The following is a 17,017-nucleotide window of genomic DNA, read 5'->3' on the forward strand; positions in this document are numbered from 1 at the left end:
CTCTGGCGATAATTTCGAGAGTCAAGCGCCCCTTGGGCCCTATTCAAATCAGCGCATGACAAACGGGTTGGACATGGGCGCGTCGGAGATGTTGATCCAGGTTGTACGCGTACGGGTGTAGTCCAGGATGGACTCCATGCCGGCCTCTCGACCATAGCCCGACTGATTGAATCCGCCAAACGGTGCGATGGGGGATATGGCGCGGTAGGTGTTGACCCAGCAGATCCCGGCCCGCAGGCGCGATGAAACCCGGTGTGCCCGGGCCAGGGATTGCGTGAAAACACCAGAACCCAGGCCATAGTCGCTGTCATTGGCCAGGGTGATGGCCTCTTCTTCCGTATCGAATGGGATCAGGGTCATGACAGGCCCGAACATTTCCACTTTCAGGGTTTCCAGGTCGGGCTGGTCATGGGTGACCAGTGTGGGCATGAAATAGTTGCCCTCCGTCCCAGGCTTGCGCGCGCCCCCAAACTGAATTTTCCCTCCCTGGTCCGTGACCTTTTGCAGGGTTTCCTCAATGCGGGAGATCTGGGCCATGGTGCATAACGGACCAATATGTGTCTTCGGGTCCTGTGGGTCACCCACGATCAGGTCCTGGCACTTCTGCTGCACCAGGGCAGCGATCTTTTCATAGAGGGAGCGGTGAACATAGCCCCGTGACCCGGCCACACAGGACTGTCCCGAGGCCCCGAAATTGCCTGCGATCAAGCCATTGGCGGCGCTGTCCGGGTCTGCATCTTCAAAGACCAGAATAGGGGATTTCCCGCCCAGTTCCAGGGTAGTGACCGCAAAATTTTCTGCGGAATTGCGCACCACATGGCGCGCGGTTTCAGGGCCGCCAGTAAAGGCAATGCGATCCACCTTTGGATGCCGGGTTAAGGGGATGGCACAGCCTTCTGCAACCCCGGTGATGACGGAAACGACGCCCGCCGGGAAACCTGCCTGTTCGATCAGTTTGGCAAAATGCAGCATAGGGGCTGGGGCGATTTCAGAGGCCTTCAGCACAATGGCACAACCTGCCGCCAAAGCGGGCCCCAGCTTTGTCGCGGTCAGGAACATCTGTGCATTCCAGGGGACGATGGCCGCGACGACGCCGATGGGCGCGCGCTGGGTATAGACATGCATATCCGGCTTATCGATGGGCAGAACCGCGCCTTCGATCTTGTCGGTCAGGCCTGCAAAGTAACGATAATAATCGGCGACATAGCGGGTCTGCCCGACGGTTTCCGTCGCCAGCTTCCCGCTGTCGGTGGTCTCCAGCCGGCCCAATTCTTCTGCATTCTCTTCAATCAGATCGGCTAGGCGATATAGCAATTTGCCACGCTGTGTCTGGGGTATGTCCCGCCAGGCGGGATCATCCAGAACCCGGACTGCGGCGGCGACGGCGCGGTCGATATCCTGCGGCGCGGCGCAGGCGAAGGTGGACCAGACCTGCCCCGTGGCAGGGTTGCGGCTTTCCATCACTTGCCCGGATGCGCCCTCGCACCAGGTGCCGTCGATGAACATTTGAAAGTGGGGGAGGTTGGTCATGGCAATTCCTTTAGCTGAAGGCGGGCATTACTTCATCGATGAAGCGGGACAGGGAGGCGTGTTTCCGTTCCGCCGTCATGCCGCTGTCGATCCAGAAGGAGAATTCATCATAGCCCAGATCCTCGATGCGTTTCAGGCGATCAATCACTTCCTGCGCGGTTCCCATGGTCAGGTCGCGACGCATATTTTCCGGGGCCATCATGGCATTGCCCGCAATTTCTGACTCGTCCAGCGTTTCGATCAGGCCTTGGGAGACCGGCTTCTTATTCTGGAACCAGGCCCCAAAGTAGCAATAGAAGCGGCTGAAGATAGTGGCGGCTTCCTGGGCGTCGTCTTCATCCGCCGCAACATAGGTATGGTGCAGCAACATGACCTTGGGTCTGGGGCCGGTATGGCTGGCACAGGCCGCGTTGAAGCGCTGCATCAGGCTTTCGATTTCCGCTGACCCCTGCCACAGTGGCGTTACTTGCACATTAAAGCCGTTATGCACGGCGAATTCATGGCTGTTGGGATCGCGGGCCGCGACCCAGATGGGCGGTCCCTTTGGCTGCAAAGGTTTGGGAGAGGCGGTCGTGCTGGGGAATTGAAAAAACTCCCCCTCATGGGCGCAATCCCCCGCCCACAGTTTCGGCAGCAAGGGTGCTATTTCCCTGAGTCGCTGGCCCGCCTGCCAGGCATCCAGGCCAGGATGCAGGCGTTCATATTCATAACTATAGGCCCCGCGCGCGATCCCCAGCTCCAGGCGTCCACCGGTGACCAGATCGGTCATCGCGGCTTCTCCCGCCAGTTTGATCGGGTGCCAGAATGGTGCGACAACGGTGCCGGTTCCAAGGCGCAGGTTCTTTGTGTGGCGCGCGACATCGGTCAGTGTGATGAAGGGGTTGGGGGCGATGGTGAATTCCATGCCGTGATGCTCCCCGGTCCAGACCGCGCGCATCCCGCCTTCATCGGCCATCTGGCATAAATCCAGGAATTCCTGATACAGAACATCATGGGGTTGGTCTGCGGTCAGCCGTTCCATATGGGCGAATAATGAAAATTCCATACTCAATTTCCTTTTTGAACGGGATGCACGGGGTGCAGGTCGCCATATTCATCATCCCCGACATACAACCCGAATTGCTGGTTCTGACTTTCCAGGATGTATCTCTCGATGATGGTCCGCTCTGCCATGGGGCCGGTCAGCGCCTGTGGCACAGTTTCCAGGGGTATGAAGTGCCCCAGATTCGCAACCTTTAATGAGGGGGCGACAGCGCGATAGAAGGTATAACTGCGATTGGCCTTGGTATCGGTATAAATTGAATAGACGGCACCGATTTCGATGCCTGTTCCGTCAAGCGCATGGGTCAGGGTATCCAGGGCGCTTGTGCGGGCGGGGACCCGGAAATGGGGTAAACGCAGCCCGGTTTCTGTGGGTGTCAGTAGAAGCTGATCCTTGTATGAAATTATGCCGCCGACAAAGCGTTTCTCCATTTCCGTTGCGACACCGGTCTGGGCCTTATGCTCCAGGGTGCGACTGAAATATCCACCACTGGCATAGCCCAGGCCCGGCTTGTCACTGATATCGAAATCCAGAACTTCCCCGATCAGAATATCGTGGTCACCCGCTTCTACGCGATTATGGACGCGGCAGGAAAACCGTGCGGTCGCCCCCCCAATCAACGGACTGCCCCAGCTATCGCGACGCCAGTTCACCTTGCCAAAGCGATCTTCTGTGCGACTGGCAAACAGGGTGGAAATCGCAGATTGATCATCGGCCAGAATGTTGACGGCAAAGTGGGTGCAGGTGTGAAACAGGTCATAGCTGCTCAAACGCTTTGCAGGACAGATCAGCAACAAGGGTGGATCCAGGGAGACCGAGGTGAAGGAATTTGCCGTGAAGCCGACGGGAACGGAGTCCGGGCTCATCGCTGTGACGACGGTGACGCCCGTCATATAGCTGCCAAAGGCAGTGCGCAGGGCAATCGGATCCAAGGTCATATCACGCATCCCCTCCGGCCATTGTGAAAAATTCTGCCAGGATTTTTGCGATCATCGTGGCATGGGTCATCGGGGCCATATGGGCAGCCCCGCTAATGATATGGGCGCGACCATTTGGGATGATCCGGGCCAGAGCCTCAGACATTGCCGGGGTGGAATTCGGGTCACCGGATGCGGTCAACAGAAGCGCTGGACAGGCAATCTGCTCCAAAGCCGTATCCTCTGGCCCATCCGAAAAGGCAAAGGCATGATAGGCCGCCGCATATCCAGTCAGGGACCCATGGATCAGCCAGTCCCGGCAGGCATCATTTGCGGCTTGATTGGCCGGGGCTGGCGGATTACCGAACCAACGCGTCAGCGTCGGCTGTGGATCCGCATCCTGACCGGACTGTGCCTGGGCCAGGGATGTCGCGCGGACGCGGACCGCCTGTGCAGAAGCCGGACTGCGGCGATAGATGCTGTTCAGCGCTGCGACCGCCTGAACCATTTCTGGATACCGCGCAGCCAGGTCCAGCGATATCAGTGCCCCCAAGGAATGCCCTGCAACACAAACGGGCCCAGGAAGCTCCTGCAGGCTGGAAGCGATTTGATCGGTATAGTCTGAAACTGTTGGATCAGCCTTATCGATCATAGGGCTGTCGCCATGTCCCGGTAAATCCAGGGCATAGACAGTGTGTTGTGTTGCCAGGCCCGGCAGAATACCGCCCCAGCTTTCGGCGCGCAGGCCAACCCCGTGGATCAGGATAACGGCAGGTCCCGATCCGCGCTGGTGCCAGGCCAGGCCAGTGGCGCTATTTGACCGCGGCAGGGTTGTCCAGGTCATGTCCCAGATCCTTTAAGTCCTGATAGCGATCCCCAATGCGATGATGGGGCCGTCCCCCGCTGGCACCGCCCAGCACGACGACAATCTCATCGGCACGGGGCGCATCGGGAATGGCGAATTGGATTGTCAGATAATGGGACCGGCGGCCCGCATCATTCTTGTCCATCAAGGGCACACTGATTGGGGCATTCGCACCGCCGCGCGTATTGGTGAAGGACAGGTAGGATTTCGCCCCGACCGCCTCTCGGTAATGATTGCCAAATCGCAATGTGTGGATAAGGCCCGATGCGTGTTCGATCTCTCCATCCAGCCCCACGACGGCGGCCTTGCCATAGGCTTCAACAGCGTCGCCGCCGCCTGCCATGGCCAGAATGCGTTCGGTCAGCATGGTCCCCAGGATCGGCCCATAGGCCTGTATTTCCGGTTTCAGGTCCTCAACATATCGACCAGCCCAGGGGTTGCGCACAACGGCTGCAACCGCATACAGCCGCCAGGGCGTCTCGGTGGCCTTGAACCCTTCGATCAGTGTTTCTTCCTCGAAGGTCACTATTTTGCGAATTTCCGGCTTCATTCTGTCTATCCCTTTATTGTTATCGGCGAGTGTCCGACCCTGGGCTGAATTTGACAAATGATGCTTTTGACGTCATAGACATTAGTATCATTAATGGTTAGGTTTATGCTGATGGCACGCGCATTGCCGCCTGTGGCTTGGTTCAGGGCTTTTGAAAGTGCCGCCCGCCATTTGAGCTTCACGGCGGCTGCGGAGGAATTGGGGCTGACCCAATCGGCCATCAGTCAGAATGTGCGGTCTTTGGAAGTTCGGTTCTCCACAATCCTGTTTGAACGCAAACCCCGTGGATTGGCGCTGACCGATGCCGGGCGCAGGCTGTTGCCCGATGTGACGGCCGCCATGGGCAGCCTGAGCAATGCCGCGGGTATATTTGAGGGCGCATCGGAGTCCGGTCTGTTGACTGTCGCGGCCAGTGTCAGCTTCGCGCAATGGTATTTCGTGCCCGGACTGGCGCGCCTAATGGACCCCAATCCTACCCTGTCCCTGCGTGTGATCACGACCGTGTGGCCTGATGAGTTCAGTCGGTCTTCAGCGGATGTGGAAGTGCGTTTTGGAACCGAGTCCCATATGGGGAAGGGGGCTGAACGGTTGGGACCGGATGAATTGATCGTTGTCGCTGCGCCGCATCTGGTCGCCCGCACGGGCCGTCCTGTTATGTCCACAGAGGCGTTGCGCCAGCAGCGATTGATACAGGCTGTTGGGACCAGCGATAACTGGAAGCGCTGGGCCCAGCATTGTCGTATATCCACCCTGCCGGAGCCGGATTTGATGGCCGATTCCCACGGTCTGGTTATTGATTTTGCCCGTGCTGGCCTGGGTGTTGGCGTGACCAGCGCGCTGTTGGCTGCCCCCAGCCTGGCCGCCGGGGATTTGGTGCAGGCCCACGCGATGACGGCCCCCACCAAAGACGGTTATTTTCTGGCAATAAATCCACGGGCCAATCCGTCAGATGTTGACCTGTTCACAACCTGGTTGCAGTTGGAAACGAGCCGTGCAACGGCAATGGCTGACGCAAAAAGACAGCATTTCGGATCATAAACCAGGCTTTCCCGTTTGATCCAGATATCGATCGCGTTACTGTGCGGGAGGGGATTTTTCGTGATATGTCTTGTGCAATAAGCTGCTTTGGGAATTGGAAATTCTTTGTCCGATAGAAAAAATGCAAAAATTCTGATCGTGGGTGCGGGAATCGCGGGGCTTACCGCTGCGATCATTTTGGGGAAATCTGGAATCGCCGTGACGGTGGTAGAGCGTGATGCGGAAATGCGTGGCGGTGGATTTCTGGTATCCTTGTCCGATGCCGCCTATCAGGTCGCCCAAGAGCTGGGCATTCTGACACCGCTTCAGCAAATGGTGCACCGGATCGAACGGTCCAGTTATCATGATCGAACCGGTACGCGGTTATTGGCATTGGAATATGATAGGCTTTTCGGGCAGGTCGCGGTCATTCAGCCCATGCGCAATGATGTCGCGCAGTGCCTGTCAGATATAGCGACGGCCCATGCTGACATCCAATTGAACGCATCTATTGTGGCCCTGTCTCAAGACGGCGAGGGGGTTGATGTCACTTTCAGCGATGGCCGTCAGGATCGCTTTACGGCGGTCATCGGTGCGGATGGGGTGCACTCCATTACACGCAAACTGGCCTTTGCGCCTTCGGATATTCGCAATCACGATCTGGGTCTGTTCTGCGCTGCCTATCGCTGTGACAATCGTCTGAATCTAAATAGAGAATTCCGCACATATATGGAGCGCCACCGGTATATGGCGACGTTTTCCACCGCACCAGATCAGATCGGATGTGTCTTCGTTTGGGCGGAAAGGGCTCAGGCCCCGCCTGCCGACGGGCCGGGCCGGGCATCTCTGTTAAAAAATGCGTTCCAGGACAGTTCGCCGCAATCGCAGGCCGCCTTAGAACACTGCCCACAGGATCGCGCCTTTTATATGGATCGGCTCAGCCAGATCGAATTGACAAATTGGTATCAGGGCAGGGTTTCCCTGGTTGGGGATGCAGCCCATTGCCTGACCCTGTTTTCTGGTCGGGGGGCGGCGGCGGCGATGGTTGGTGCCGCTCATTTGGCAAAGGAATTGGTTATTTATATCCATGATCCAATGCAAGCCTTCGCCTCCTATCAGGGGGCTCAGAAGTCGAAAATAGATGCGATGCAAAAGGCTACGCGGGATGCCGTGAAATGGTATGTGCCGCAAAGGGGGACGATTGAGTTCGCCCGCAATAATGCCATGCGTTGGCTTCCCCGGCTCGTTTTTGAAAATTATTTTCAAGCCAAGTACACGACGGTTTAGGGATGTCGAAAGATTCTTGCCTAACCATCACGCTGGATATCGAAGATCATCGTGGCGATGCCCCTGGTCCAAAGCGTCATGCGGTCTGCACGCGTGAGCTGCTGGACCTGCTGGCACGGTATAGAGTGCAGGGAACGTTTTTCGTAGTCGGAGATTTGATTGAGACCGATGCGGACTTGTTGCGGCAAATCTCAGAAGCTGGTCATGAAATTGGCCTGCACTCCTTCAATCACAAACCGTTAAGGGCCCATACTCTGACGGAGTTTCAGGAGCAGACCCACCGCGCAAAGGCCCGGCTGGAGGATTGTATTTCTGCTGCGGTCATTGGGTATCGCGCGCCCAGTTTTTCGCTGACAGCCCAGACACACTGGGTGACCGATATTCTGCCCCAATTGGGGTTTGGGTATTCGTCCAGCACATTGCCTGCCGGAAGCCCGCTTTATGGCTATCCGGGCCTGCCAAAGACACCGTTTAGATGGCCGTCGGGTTTGCTGGAACTGCCATCCCCGATCACGAAAGTGGGGCCGCTGACTGTGCCCTTTCTGGGGGGCATTTATTTTCGATATCTGCCACGGTCTCTAATTCGGCGTGCCTTGCGCGATAGGCAGGATCAAACGGCTTTGTGGAGCTATCTGCACCCCTATGACATCGACGCTGCGGAACCGTTCTGTCGCCCGCATGGTGCGCCCCTATGGATGAGCATATTGTTATGGGCCAACCGTCGGCCCGCATTGGCGAAGCTAGAATGGCTTTTGGAAGGAGGCGCTGGCCTGCCCGTTGGCAACCCTTTAGGGGTGCGATTGGCGGCGGGTGAGTTTGAAGCGGCCCCGCCTCTGCCGCTTAATCCTTGCACGGAACAGCCTGTATCAAACCACCTGTCTTGATACCCAGGGACCCAATCGATTGGCAATCAGGGCGGGCAGCATTTTCCATGCGGCGACAATGGGTTTCAGGCGGGGATTGTCCGGGCGCATATCGGGCGGCTGGGTGGCGCGGATCAAGGCTACGCGGTAGGTCAGGGGGGTCGGCTCAAACCCGAAGTTCCTTTTGAAATCGAAGGCCCCGGTTCCTGTGATGCTGCGGCCAAAATCAAATCCATGATCCTCGCGCTGCACTGCGCGTTCCATGGCTGCGGCATACAGGACTGGAAAGGCGGACAGCGCCATTGCCTTGTTGGTGCCACCCGCGTGATAGGGCATGGCCCAACCCTTATGGCGCAAGGACAGAAGACTGGCGATTGCCTCATAATTTTTTGTGACAGTCAGGATTTCGCAATCCTCACCAAATTCCCGCATCAGCCCTTCTGCATAGCGCCTCGGGAAAACCGGGCTGCCCAGGCGATGGACGCTTGTCGCGTAAATCGGATAGAAACGATCTAGTGTTGTATCAACCTCAACGGTCAGGCCCAGCTTCTCGCCTTTCCGAACCTCAGCGCGTTGTTTGCGGGGGATGCTGCCCAGAACCTCGCAGGTCTGACGCGGCAGCGTCTTTCGGAAGGTGGCATAGTGGGACAGGCTGTGCCACTCACCAACACTACCGGCTCCCCGAATTTCCAGATAGGCGACCCCTGCTTGCGCGGCAATGGCGCGGGCTTGTTCCTCCAAAGCCGATTGCACCATTACATCCTTGGCCAAAGCGCCCCCGTAAACGGCTTGTGGTGCTGAAATCAGGACGCGCCCGCCCAGTGGCTGACGAACCAGATACAAGGGCAGAATACCGGTGATGTCTCCATCCTGTGTGGCGATCAGACTTTTGTTTGGAAAGCCGTATCCATGACGCAGCACTCGATGCCAGGCGCTTGTGTGAAAGGGGGTGCTGTCTGGGTGATCCCTGACAAAGGCATCCCAGGCGTCAGTGGGACAGGTTTCGATTGCTTCAATCTTCACACCCCCCTCCGTTTTTCCAACAACAGAAAATTGGATGCGCCAAGGATATCCGATAGTGGATTTTCTGATTTCAGGATTTTCGGACGCTGTTGTGTTCCAAGAGAAAAGGGAAGCGTCACGCCCGACCGTTTGACGTCAAATCCCACCCGTTCTGCCTGGTCAATGATCTGGGCCAGGGGGTGGCGTATCTGCGGAAATTGCGGCAGGCCGCGCAGATGATCCAATCGAGACAGGATTGCATGGGCTGTTTTATGCAACAGGCTGTCTGCATGACGCCATAACAACACAAACCGACCGCCCGGCTTCAGGCATCGATGTATTTCCACCAGGAAGGGACGGCGGGCACTTTCCTGTTGTTGATTCAGGAACTGACAGTTGACCATCTGGAACACACTGTCATTGGCGAAGGGCAGGTTAAAGGCATCCCCTCGCAGTATCGCAACGCCATTCTGGCGGGCATCGTCACAGGCCTGCTGATTATAGTCCACGCCAAATACCAGCCTTTCCGATGCGCCGGGCCATGGGGTCAGCATCAGGCCGGATCCGCAGGCGATGTCGATCACGGGTGCCCGTGTCAGATCTGACGGCAGAGTCATGATATCCTGGGACAAGGCCTGAAAGACGATCAGTTGTTCCCGGCGGAAAAAGCCTGTGCTGCGATATCCATTCGCCCCCGGATTTTGTCCCCCGAACCGGGCCCGCATGGATTGATACAGGCCATCTACGTCCCGGTCCGCGTGAAAGGAGGGCTTATCGTTGGAAGGGTGTGACGTCATGGGGCTAACTTCGGGGTAAGGATGTTGGGGGAACCTTGCGCAGCACGACCAGACCGACCCAGGTCAGGCCACCATAAAGCACAGGTAACAGCAGTAAAACCACCCGGGCAACCACGCTTATGGCAGCAGCAGATGCCACTGGAACACCAATCAATGTCAGCAAGGCGGCCAGGCCAATTTCGCTCAACCCAATACTGCCAAGGGTGGGGATGGGGACCGCCAACAGGAAATTATAGAACACCGCGACCACCCACAGAACCGGGGCGTCCCGTTCAATGCCAAAGGCAGCGATCAGTGCCCATAGACCAAGAATATTCGCTAACCATTTCCCAAGTGTTGTCAGCACCGCGCCGCGCTGGTTCATCTGTGGGTAATGATGGCGTGACCAGGATCTGGCTTGCAGTAACATCTGAAAAACGCGCTGCAATCGCCCCCGGAACAGGCACGCCCTGTGAGCAAAGGCAAGGATCGGTGTCAGCAGGACGTCAGGGCGCATCAACAGGATCCAGGAAAGGGCCAGGACCAGCAATGCGCCCCCGATCAGCGCGGCCCCGAAAGCAGATACTATCATTGATCCCAGCGTAGAATACAGCACGGCAATGCCAGCGACCGGCAGCACCAGACCTGCGAGGACGGCCAGATCAAACAGTCGTTGAGAGAATATCGCCATTGCCGCATGTCCACCGCGCATGTTCAGAATGCGGTGCATCAGGATAGCACCGGCAACTTCACCCAATCGTGCGGGTAACAGGGCAATCGCCAGCACATACCAAGCATTCACGCGAAATGCGGCCTCGATAGGGGGCATGACGCGCCTTGGAATGGAGGCAAACAGATGCAATCGAAGACTGGCAAAGACCCCTTCCAAGCATAGAAGTGCGATACTCAGGGCGATCAGTGTCGTGCTGCATTGCGCCAGCGTATCTTGCAGCACATCCAGGTCGACCTGTCGAAGAACCAGCGCCAGCAGGAATGCGCTGCCCAGTGTGGCCAGGATCCAGGCCCCGCGGTTCTGGCGCAAACCTACCTGGAAATCAGGGCGCATCGGGCGCTTTCGGAAGTTTGGGGTGCAGGGCGGTTCGGGGTTGGTTGGCAATGTCGAAATTCAGGGCGGATAAGAACAGGTTCAGTCCAATAACGATAGGGAGTGCCGCGATCATGACGGTCCCTGCGGTTGCGGCAACGCCCTGGCTGGTGGCATTTACCCAACTGAGAACACCGAAAATAACGCCAAAAAGCATTAAAATCGGTCCCAGAACCCATTCCAGGGAGGCCACTGAAAAATCGCGCAGAAAGTAATTATAGAAAATGCGTCTGAAAAAGTTGCTGGTATGACGCGACAATAGGGGCCAGATCATTCTGCTTGGGACAAGATGGCTTTGTTCATCGCCATAAATTGACATGTGGGGAATATCGACCACGACGGCCCTCAGGGTGCCCAAGCGATATAGCATCTCTGTTTCAAACAGATAGGATCTGTCCAGTTTTTCCATCGGCATCAATTGCAATAGGGAACTGTGAATTGCGCAATATCCGTTGGTCGGATCAAAAATATGCCAATATCCAGATGAAAACTTGTTCAGAAAGGAAAGCACGGCATTCCCGATAAGGCGCCCTGCGGGCATGGCGCGAACGGAGTCGGGTTGGAAGAATCGGTTCCCTTTGGTGTAGTCCGCCAGCCCCAGTTGAATTGGTTCTATAAAGCGGGGAATCAGGGTCGGATCCATTTGTCCGTCGCCGTCAATCTTGACGATAATTCTTGCCCCATCTGCCATAGCCTGCCGATACCCGGTAAGGGTCGCCGCCCCAACGCCCTGGTTGTCTTCGTGACGCAGTACTGTAATCCGTGGGTCCGTCGCAGTGCGTTCCACATATTCACCGGTCTTGTCCGGACAGCCGTCATCAATGCAATAGATCTGATCAACACAGGCTGGCACTGCCGATAGGACATCGGCAATCAACCTTGTTTCCCGATAACAGGGGATAACAACGGCAATTTTGTCGGCGTTTCCCTTTGCACTGTTAATATCTTGTGCTGTCCCGGATTTTGGTGCCATCGGTCTCCTTCAGTCCTGGTTGATTGCTGTTGAAGTAGGCGCGCGGTTTACTCGATCCCAGATATAAAACCCTGCATAGGCGAAAAGTGCAGCATAAATGATGACGAGACTGTAATTATAGCGGGGAATGTTTATCGAAATGCCGGCATGGAAGCCGGCCATCAGGAAAAAAGGTGATGCTAATATCAAGAAGTTTTTGGCGCGCCCCTGTCGCCACAGCCCGGTCACAACGGGGATGAGTAACAATATCGCCGCCAACCCAACATATTTCGCCACCCATAGGCCACGCAAGAAGATCGGTATTGTGGTTGCAATATGGGTCAGGGGATGGGCTAGAATCCAATCCTTGATCAGGACCCCGGTCAGCCCCTGTGGCCCACCTGCGCGGGACAGTGCTTCGGCCATCAGGGCGGTGTTCCCGATCCGGTAAAATCCGTTCTGTGTAGAAAAATCAAGGCGTTGATAGGCTTCAATTGGAAATAGGGATGCCGCTAGGCTGTCCCCAAAATCCGGCAGCCAATAGATCAAAGCCACGCCCCATTCCACAGGCGTCATGGCGTTATAGGCAACGCGCTGAGCCAGGGTAATACCCCCGTAACTGCCCGTGAAGGATAAGCTGTCCACAATCAGAACATTGCGCAGGATCCAGGGTGTAAGCACGATAGTGAAACCGATCAGCATGGCAATCGACCCCCGCACACTGCGCGTTGCGAACAGCACAACCGGAATCATCATGAAGACCAGATAGAAAGTGCTGGGTCGGATCAGAGCCCCCAGCCCAATCACAGCCCCAACGGCCAACCACGATTGTGCGCCCTTTGATCGCAATGCGGTGACCAGGCAACCCGCAAGGACCATAAAGGCGGCAAGGGACAGGCCATCGGGCAGAATACTGGTTGCCAGCCGCGCCTGCAGCCCGACGGCCAGCAGGCAGACCAGCGCGGTATAGGCAAAAGCCGGGCGTGGATTTAGATGGCGATACGCATTAAACGTAAATAGCGTTGCACCGGCCAGCAAAACAGCCTGAATTAAAATCAAACTCAGTGGGATGGTGGCCATGCAATCACCGATCGGACCGACGGCACACCGCATTTGTTTGCGCATTTCAGGATCAAAAACAGCAATCGCCGCCAACAAAGCTGGATAGGCAGGGACGATATAGTTATCAGGTTGTGGCACTTCGCCAGACTGCCCCGTCCCCCGTGCTGTGGCGGAGGTGAAAACGCCAAATTCATACAGATCATGGGCCAGAACCAGATAAAATCGCTCATCTACCTGGCGGGGTTCAGGCTTCTGCCACAGCAATTGAATCGCAATAATCCCAAAACACAAAAAAGCCGCTATCGTGACTGGGGGAAACAGGTTTTTCATTAATACCCTATAAAAAGACGGGGCCCAGTTGGATGGAATCAAAAATTATAGTTTGGTCCATAGCGTAATCAATATCACGATAATACCCTGATTCTTTTTAACAGATGAATATGAACGCACCTAACTGATTGCGATAAAAAATGTGCCGCAACAATTCATGAATTTTGTATACGATATTTCGATTAATAAAGAATCTTATGAATTATGTGAATGCATGTATCAATAAGACCATTTGCCCCCTGGTGGACGCTCTGGGATATGGCGATCAGGATCATCCTTAAAAGTTTTTCCGCATACCTGCTTTTTTGCAGATAATACGAATGTTCGAATGAATGTTCATTTGAACGTCACACAATTATGACGTGGTTGTCATACCTGTCGGGTACCTCTTCTCGCATTGAACAGTCATTGACGATGCCAATGACGGCTGGCGGGGGTGTGTATGTATGTGACGACGGAGCGTCAGGCGGAGATTGCGGAGCGGGTTCGCCAGAGTGGTTTTCAGTCCGTCACGGATCTTGCCCAGCATTTTGGTGTCACAACCCAGACCATCCGTCGGGATATCAATGAACTGAGTGAAGCCGGTGCACTGCGTCGACGCCACGGCGGCGTGGAATTGCCCATTCCGACAGATAATATCGGCTTTGAAGAACGCCAGACCCTGAACTTCGCGGCCAAACAGCAGATTGCGCGCGTCGTTAAATCCCATATTCCGCATGGGGCCAGTATCGCGATCAGCATTGGCACCACGCCCGCATTAACGGTGCATCAACTGTCAGATTTGCGCGGTCTGACCATCGTCACCAACAATCTGATGGCGGCCCTGAATGCGTGCTCCTTGCCCGCTGTTGAGGTTCATGTTCCAGGCGGTGCCGTGCGCCCGGAAGCACGCGATATTCTGGGGCCGGAAGTCGAGGCTTTTTTTGAAAGCTTCAAGGTGGATATCGGCCTTTATGGTGTCGGAGGCGTTGATGATCAGGGCGAGCTTCTGGACTTCAGCCGGGATGAAGTTCAGGTACGCGAAATCATTCGCCGCAATTGCCGTCGGTCTTTTCTGGTCCTGGATGCCAGCAAATTCGGTCGTGCCGCCCATGTTCGGGGTGGCTGGATCAGCGATGCCGATGTTGTGTTTTGTGATCGGGATCCCCCCGCACAAATTCGCCAGGCGATAGAGGCGGCCGGCCATGAAGTGGTGCTGTGTTCAGAGGGCGGCGCGCCATGACCGCCATAACCCAAAATGCCGCGATTGAAGTGCGGGACTTACGCAAGGCCTGGGGCGATCAGGCGGCGGTTGATGATATCAGCTTTACCGCGCCAGCCGGGGAATTCACGGTGCTTTTGGGACCCTCTGGCTGTGGGAAATCAACCACATTGCGGCTGATTGCAGGGCTGGAAGATGCGACATCCGGCACTGTGATGATTGGCGGCGAAACGGTCACGAATAAAGCCCCGAATGAACGCCAGATCGCGATGGTGTTCCAGTCCTATGCCCTGTTTCCCCATCTGAATGTCGCTGAAAACATTCTTTTTGGCCTGAAAGTGCGCCGCGTTCCTGCCGCAGAACGGGCGGAACGATTGCAGCGCACGGCGGCCCTATTGGGATTGGACACATTATTGGACCGCCGCCCCAGTCAGATATCGGGTGGCCAGCAACAGCGTGTGGCCCTGGGGCGTGCGATCATTGCAGAAAAACCAATCTGCCTGATGGACGAACCGCTGTCCAATCTGGACGCCAAACTTCGCCATGAAATGCGGATCGAGTTGAAATCGCTTCAACGTAAGCTGGGTATCACGATGGTTTATGTCACCCATGATCAGGTGGAAGCCATCGCAATGGCGGATCGCATCGTGGTCTTGAACGGGGGGCGGATTGAACAATGTGCCGATCCTCGCAGCCTTTATGATTGCCCAGCCAGTGTTTTCGTTGCGCGTTTCATTGGCACGCCCCCGATGAATATTCTGACCCTTGCGCCTTGTCCGGGCGGCTTGGCGATCGCTGGGGATGCAACCGCCCTGGTCGCGGGCGATCAGAAAGGGGCGTCCTTTTACCAATTGGGCGTCCGGCCGGAAGACATTTCCATTTCTGAAACCGGCGGCGTGTCGGCAACGGTAGAGCAGGTCGAATATCTGGGGTCTGACCTGCTGGTCGATTGTCGTATCGCCGGGCAACCGTTGGTGATGCGTGCCTCAACCCAGGATGCGGTGCGACCGGGAGAGTCGGTGCACCTCACCTGGCCAAAACAGCGCCAACACCTGTTCAACGGGGATACCGGTGCGCGCATCGACGCGCATGAGGGCATTTCCCTATCAACATCCACGGAAACCGGAGTTTCCGATCCGTGACACAAGAGGGCCACGCCATATGGGCACAAGGCCCCTTCCTCCATTCAAGTTCTCTAACCAGGAGTAAGTTGACATGACCTTTCTTAAGACAATGACAACGACGTTAAGTGCCGCCGCACTGTTGGCGTCGACGGCGGGATCAGCCCTGGCGGTTGATCTTCAGTTTTTCTTTCCCGTCGCCGTCGGGGGTAAAGCCGCTGACACGATTCAGGCCCTGACCGACGAATATGCTGCCGCCCATCCCGATGTTAAAATCGACGCGGTTTATGCCGGCAGCTATCAGGACACGATCACCAAGACCCTGACGGCGGCAAAGGGCGGCACCCCGCCCCAGCTTTCCGTGATTCTGTCGGTGGATATGTTCACCCTGATCGAAGAAGACGCGATCATCCCCTTCGATGGTCTGGCAAAGACCGATGAAGACAAGGCCTGGTTGACCTCTTTCTATCCGGCTTTCATGGATAACAGCATGACCGGTGGCAAGACCTATGGCATTCCGTTCCAGCGCTCCACCCCTGTGCTGTATTGGAACAAGGAAGCTTTTAAGGAAGCCGGTCTGGACCCCAATACGCCGCCGGCCACCTGGGAAGAAATGGTCGAATTCGGTAAGAAGCTGACCAAGACCGACAGCAATGGCAATGTCACCCAGTGGGGTGTGCGGATCCCAAGCTCCGGTTTCCCCTATTGGCTGTTCCAGGGTCTGACGACTCAGAATGATGTGATCCTGGCCAATGATGCCGGTAACAAGACCAATTTCGATGATCCGAAAGTGGCCGAGGCCCTGCAGTTCCTGGTCGATCTGTCGGTGAAACACAAGGTCATGCAGCCCGGTATCGTTGAATGGGGCAGCACGCCCAAGGCCTTCTTTGAAGGCCAGGCCGCGATGATCTGGACCACGACGGGCAACCTGACCAATGTTCGCGATAACGCACCGTTTGATTTTGGTGTCGCCATGCTGCCTGCCAACAAGCGTCGGGGTGCCCCGACCGGTGGCGGTAACTTCTATATCTTCAAGGACTCCACCGACGAACAAAAGGCTGCGTCCTTTGATTTCATCAAATGGATTACGGCCCCGGAACAATCGGCTAAATGGACGATTGCAACGGGCTATGTTGCCCCCCGTGCCGATACCTGGGAAACACCTGCGATGAAAGACTATGTCGCTGGTTTCCCCCAGGCGCTTGTTGCCCGGGATCAGTTGGAATACGCGGTTGCTGAATTGGCGACCTATCAGAACCAGCGCATCACGACGATCTTCAACGATGCCCTGGAAGCAGCCATCACCGGGACGAAGACCCCAGCCGATGCCTTGAAGGAAGCTCAGGCTCAGGCTGAGGCAATCCTGAAAGACTATCGCTAAGCATACCCGCTGCCGG

General features: G+C 56.2%; 16 protein-coding genes. 6 read left to right on the forward strand and 10 right to left on the reverse strand.

All coding sequences use genetic code 11. From position 1 onward, the window contains the following. Positions 1-48: 48 nt before the first annotated feature. The 5 genes from ACOSDR_RS12165 to ACOSDR_RS12185 are packed head-to-tail and all read right to left on the reverse strand — an operon-like array spanning position 49 to position 4,904. Entirely contained in the window at positions 49-1,530 is a 1,482-nt protein-coding gene (locus ACOSDR_RS12165; RefSeq protein WP_420731442.1) for an aldehyde dehydrogenase, read from the reverse strand. Between the two features lie 10 nt (positions 1,531-1,540). Then, a complete protein-coding gene (locus ACOSDR_RS12170; protein ID WP_420731443.1) occupies positions 1,541-2,575 on the reverse strand; it encodes an LLM class flavin-dependent oxidoreductase in 1,035 nt (344 codons plus the stop codon). Positions 2,576-2,577: 2 nt separating this feature from the next. Continuing rightward, positions 2,578-3,510, reverse strand: coding sequence for a flavin reductase family protein (locus tag ACOSDR_RS12175; RefSeq protein WP_420731444.1), 933 nt, complete (start codon positions 3,508-3,510; stop codon positions 2,578-2,580). 1 nt (position 3,511) lies between these two features. Next, complete coding sequence (locus ACOSDR_RS12180) at positions 3,512-4,333, reverse strand: alpha/beta fold hydrolase (protein WP_420731445.1); 822 nt, start codon at positions 4,331-4,333, stop codon at positions 3,512-3,514. After that, entirely contained in the window at positions 4,302-4,904 is a 603-nt protein-coding gene (locus tag ACOSDR_RS12185; protein ID WP_420724791.1) for an amino acid synthesis family protein, read from the reverse strand. Before ACOSDR_RS12185 ends, ACOSDR_RS12180 begins: the two co-directional genes overlap by 32 nt. Before the next feature lie 105 nt (positions 4,905-5,009). Between ACOSDR_RS12185 and ACOSDR_RS12190 the strand changes: the two genes are divergently transcribed. From ACOSDR_RS12190 to ACOSDR_RS12200, 3 genes are all read left to right on the forward strand, one after another. Beyond that, positions 5,010-5,942, forward strand: a complete 933-nt coding sequence (locus tag ACOSDR_RS12190; RefSeq protein ID WP_420724790.1) for a LysR substrate-binding domain-containing protein — start codon at positions 5,010-5,012, stop codon at positions 5,940-5,942. Between the two features lie 105 nt (positions 5,943-6,047). Beyond that, a complete protein-coding gene (locus ACOSDR_RS12195) occupies positions 6,048-7,208 on the forward strand; it encodes an FAD-dependent monooxygenase (RefSeq protein ID WP_420731446.1) in 1,161 nt (386 codons plus the stop codon). A 2-nt stretch (positions 7,209-7,210) separates the two neighbouring features. After that, positions 7,211-8,092 (forward strand): polysaccharide deacetylase family protein, encoded by an 882-nt coding sequence (locus tag ACOSDR_RS12200; protein ID WP_420724788.1) that lies wholly within the window; start codon positions 7,211-7,213, stop codon positions 8,090-8,092. Here ACOSDR_RS12200 and ACOSDR_RS12205 read toward each other — a convergent pair. Genes ACOSDR_RS12205 through ACOSDR_RS12225 form a run of 5 tightly spaced genes read right to left on the reverse strand, consistent with a single transcriptional unit; the run spans position 8,075 to position 13,298 of the window. Then, positions 8,075-9,094, reverse strand: a complete 1,020-nt coding sequence (locus ACOSDR_RS12205) for a FemAB family XrtA/PEP-CTERM system-associated protein (protein ID WP_420731447.1) — start codon at positions 9,092-9,094, stop codon at positions 8,075-8,077. The genes ACOSDR_RS12200 and ACOSDR_RS12205 overlap by 18 nt on opposite strands. Then, positions 9,091-9,870, reverse strand: coding sequence for a class I SAM-dependent methyltransferase (locus ACOSDR_RS12210; protein ID WP_420731448.1), 780 nt, complete (start codon positions 9,868-9,870; stop codon positions 9,091-9,093). Before ACOSDR_RS12210 ends, ACOSDR_RS12205 begins: the two co-directional genes overlap by 4 nt. Before the next feature lie 4 nt (positions 9,871-9,874). Continuing rightward, positions 9,875-10,915 (reverse strand): lysylphosphatidylglycerol synthase transmembrane domain-containing protein, encoded by a 1,041-nt coding sequence (locus ACOSDR_RS12215; protein WP_420724785.1) that lies wholly within the window; start codon positions 10,913-10,915, stop codon positions 9,875-9,877. Further along, entirely contained in the window at positions 10,905-11,927 is a 1,023-nt protein-coding gene (locus ACOSDR_RS12220) for a glycosyltransferase family 2 protein (RefSeq protein WP_420731449.1), read from the reverse strand. The genes ACOSDR_RS12215 and ACOSDR_RS12220 overlap by 11 nt, the downstream gene beginning before the upstream one ends. Positions 11,928-11,936: 9 nt before the next feature. Beyond that, positions 11,937-13,298 carry a glycosyltransferase family 39 protein gene (locus tag ACOSDR_RS12225; RefSeq protein ID WP_420731450.1) on the reverse strand — a complete coding sequence of 454 codons (1,362 nt, stop codon included), beginning with the start codon at positions 13,296-13,298 and terminating at the stop codon, positions 11,937-11,939. A gap of 442 nt (positions 13,299-13,740) precedes the next feature. On the opposite strand from ACOSDR_RS12225, the gene ACOSDR_RS12230 reads away from it, so the two are divergent. From ACOSDR_RS12230 to ACOSDR_RS12240, 3 genes are all read left to right on the forward strand, one after another. Continuing rightward, positions 13,741-14,520 (forward strand): DeoR/GlpR family DNA-binding transcription regulator, encoded by a 780-nt coding sequence (locus ACOSDR_RS12230; RefSeq protein WP_420731451.1) that lies wholly within the window; start codon positions 13,741-13,743, stop codon positions 14,518-14,520. Beyond that, positions 14,517-15,641 carry an ABC transporter ATP-binding protein gene (locus ACOSDR_RS12235; RefSeq protein WP_420731452.1) on the forward strand — a complete coding sequence of 375 codons (1,125 nt, stop codon included), beginning with the start codon at positions 14,517-14,519 and terminating at the stop codon, positions 15,639-15,641. The genes ACOSDR_RS12230 and ACOSDR_RS12235 overlap by 4 nt, the downstream gene beginning before the upstream one ends. Positions 15,642-15,714: 73 nt before the next feature. Beyond that, the gene (locus ACOSDR_RS12240) at positions 15,715-17,001 is read left to right on the forward strand and encodes an ABC transporter substrate-binding protein (protein WP_420731453.1); all 1,287 of its coding nucleotides are present in this window, start codon (positions 15,715-15,717) and stop codon (positions 16,999-17,001) included. Positions 17,002-17,017 lie beyond the last annotated feature (16 nt).

It is taken from the genome of Hwanghaeella sp. 1Z406 (assembly GCF_048892425.1).
Lineage (GTDB): Bacteria > Pseudomonadota > Alphaproteobacteria > UBA8366 > Aestuariispiraceae > Pacificispira.

Excerpts from the sequence above, each read along its gene's own strand:
- ACOSDR_RS12165 (WP_420731442.1), bottom strand. The coding sequence starts at position 1,530 with ATGACCAACCTCCCCCACTTTCAAATGTTCATCGACGGCACCTGGTGC.
- ACOSDR_RS12170 (WP_420731443.1), bottom strand. The coding sequence starts at position 2,575 with ATGGAATTTTCATTATTCGCCCATATGGAACGGCTGACCGCAGACCAA.
- ACOSDR_RS12175 (WP_420731444.1), bottom strand. The coding sequence starts at position 3,510 with ATGACCTTGGATCCGATTGCCCTGCGCACTGCCTTTGGCAGCTATATG.
- ACOSDR_RS12180 (WP_420731445.1), bottom strand. The coding sequence starts at position 4,333 with ATGACCTGGACAACCCTGCCGCGGTCAAATAGCGCCACTGGCCTGGCC.
- ACOSDR_RS12185 (WP_420724791.1), bottom strand. The coding sequence starts at position 4,904 with ATGAAGCCGGAAATTCGCAAAATAGTGACCTTCGAGGAAGAAACACTG.
- ACOSDR_RS12190 (WP_420724790.1), top strand. The coding sequence starts at position 5,010 with ATGCTGATGGCACGCGCATTGCCGCCTGTGGCTTGGTTCAGGGCTTTT.
- ACOSDR_RS12200 (WP_420724788.1), top strand. The coding sequence starts at position 7,211 with ATGTCGAAAGATTCTTGCCTAACCATCACGCTGGATATCGAAGATCAT.
- ACOSDR_RS12210 (WP_420731448.1), bottom strand. The coding sequence starts at position 9,870 with ATGACGTCACACCCTTCCAACGATAAGCCCTCCTTTCACGCGGACCGG.
- ACOSDR_RS12215 (WP_420724785.1), bottom strand. The coding sequence starts at position 10,915 with ATGCGCCCTGATTTCCAGGTAGGTTTGCGCCAGAACCGCGGGGCCTGG.
- ACOSDR_RS12220 (WP_420731449.1), bottom strand. The coding sequence starts at position 11,927 with ATGGCACCAAAATCCGGGACAGCACAAGATATTAACAGTGCAAAGGGA.
- ACOSDR_RS12225 (WP_420731450.1), bottom strand. The coding sequence starts at position 13,298 with ATGAAAAACCTGTTTCCCCCAGTCACGATAGCGGCTTTTTTGTGTTTT.
- ACOSDR_RS12230 (WP_420731451.1), top strand. The coding sequence starts at position 13,741 with ATGTATGTGACGACGGAGCGTCAGGCGGAGATTGCGGAGCGGGTTCGC.
- ACOSDR_RS12235 (WP_420731452.1), top strand. The coding sequence starts at position 14,517 with ATGACCGCCATAACCCAAAATGCCGCGATTGAAGTGCGGGACTTACGC.
- ACOSDR_RS12240 (WP_420731453.1), top strand. The coding sequence starts at position 15,715 with ATGACCTTTCTTAAGACAATGACAACGACGTTAAGTGCCGCCGCACTG.